Genomic DNA, 1,990 nt, shown 5'->3' on the forward strand with positions numbered 1-1,990 from the left:
ACCGGCGCCCGGCTGGTGCCCATCGCGGTCCGCGACGCCTGGGCCGCCACCGGCTGGGAGAACGGCCGGCTGGGCTATCCCACCGGTGACCCGCAGGCCGTCGCCGGCGGCACCCGTCAGACCTTCCAGGGCGGGACCGTCACGGTCTCGGCCACCGGCCAGGCGACGGTGAGCTACCGATGACCCGGGTGGACGCCGCAGTGCCCGGTCACCCGACCCGGCGAACGCCCCTGCTGCGACTGGCCGCCGTCCCCGTGGTGGCGCTGGCCGTACTCCTCGGCTCCGCGGCGTGCTCGGGCGACCGGGCCGAGCAGGCCACGCCCGCGACCGGGGCGACGATCCCGCAGGCCGGGACCACGAGCGGCGCCCCGACTCAGCCCACGGTGACCGACCGGTCCGCCGGAGAGGAGTCCGGCGGGGCGGGAGCGGTCGCCACCGACGCGCCGCGGCCGGAGGACACCGACGTCGTCCTCTCCTTCGCCGTGTGGGACCCCGCGACGTCGTCGGTGCAGGCGAGCGGCTACGTCAGCCCGCTCGTCGAGGACGGCGGCACCTGCACGCTCGACCTGACCCAGGGGGACCGCACGGTGTCGGTGAGCTCCGCGGCCCTGGCCGACGCGACGACGACGGCGTGCACCGACCTGGTGGTCCCGGGCGAGGACCTCGCCGCCGGGACGTGGGTGCTGCAGCTGCACTACGCATCGGACACCGCCGAGGGCACGTCCGGGGCCCTGAGCGTGGAGGTGCCCGCGTGAGCGTGCTGCGCCGCGCGCTGACCCTGCTCGTCGTCGCCGCCACCGGGCTCGCCGTCGTGGCGGCGACGGACGGCCCGTCGGCGTCCGTGCCGCTGGCCGAGGCGGCCGACACCTCGCAGTTCCGGGCCGGCAACATCATCAGCGACCAGCTGTTCTACGACGGCAACGCGATGTCGCCCGCGGACGTGCAGTTCTTCCTCGAGTCCAGGAACCCGCGCTGCGTCGCCGCCGCCGACGGGACCCCGTGCCTGCAGGACGCGTGGCAGGACACCTACACGCGTCCCGCCGACTCCCGCTGCCCGGGTACCTACGTCGGGGCGCCCGCCGAGAGCGCCGCGACGATCATCGCCAAGGTCGGAGCCGCCTGCGGGATCAGCCAGCGGGTGCTCCTGGTGATCCTGCAGAAGGAGCAGGGCCTGGTCACGTTGAGCGGCAACAGCCTCAACCCGACGCGGTACGAGAAGGCGATGGGGTTCGGCTGTCCGGACACCGCGCCGTGCAACCCGGCCTACGCACACCTGTTCAACCAGATCTACAGCGCTGCCCGTCAGTACCGCGACTACCTGGTCAAGCCGCGGACCATCCGGGCGGGCATCGTCAACCAGGTCCGGTTCCACCCGAACACCGCCTGCGGCTCCTCGCCGGTGTTCGTGGAGAACGCGGCCACCGCGGGTCTGTACACCTACACGCCCTACCAGCCCAACGCAGCCGCCCTGGCGGCCGGCAAGGGCACCGGCGACGGCTGCTCGGCGTACGGCAACCGCAACTTCTGGATCTACTACACCGACTGGTTCGGCTCGACCCAGGTGCCCGGAGCGGCCGAGGTCACCGGCCGGTACGCGGTCGCCGGGGGCGCGACCGGACCACTGGGGACCCCCCTCGGCAACGTCGCCTGCGGGCTGCGGAACGGCGGCTGCTTCCAGGCCTACGCCAACGGGTCGATCTACTGGTCCCCGGCCTCCGGGGCGCGCATCACCCACGGCACCGTGCGCGACCGGTGGGCCGCGACCGGCTGGGAGACCGGCCCGCTGGGCTACCCGGTGAGTGACACGCACTGCGGTCTGAGCCGGGGGGGATGCCTCCAGCACTTCCAGGGCGGGTCGATCTACTGGACCCAGACGACGGGGGCGCGGATCGTCTACGGCGGCGTGCGGGACCGGTGGGCCGCGGCGGGCTGGGAGTACTCGGGGCTGGGCTATCCGGTCACCGACGTGCAGCCGCTCGGCGGGGGCGGG

Annotated in this window: 3 protein-coding genes; all 3 read left to right on the forward strand. The window is 74.1% G+C overall.

All coding sequences use genetic code 11. The features are described from left to right. Positions 1-183, forward strand: a 183-nt coding sequence (locus tag BMW27_RS22740) for an LGFP repeat-containing protein (RefSeq protein ID WP_425431701.1), incomplete at its 5' end; no start/stop codon positions are given. Continuing rightward, a complete protein-coding gene (locus BMW27_RS22745; RefSeq protein ID WP_139206984.1) occupies positions 180-755 on the forward strand; it encodes a hypothetical protein in 576 nt (191 codons plus the stop codon). The genes BMW27_RS22740 and BMW27_RS22745, both read left to right, overlap by 4 nt. Next, the coding region (locus BMW27_RS22750) for an LGFP repeat-containing protein (RefSeq protein WP_217638250.1) at positions 752-1,990 on the forward strand (1,239 nt) is incomplete at its 3' end. The genes BMW27_RS22745 and BMW27_RS22750, both read left to right, overlap by 4 nt.

Origin of the sequence: Geodermatophilus poikilotrophus (genome assembly GCF_900111455.1) — a bacterium.
In the GTDB taxonomy this organism is placed as follows: Bacteria; Actinomycetota; Actinomycetes; order Mycobacteriales; family Geodermatophilaceae; genus Geodermatophilus; species Geodermatophilus poikilotrophus.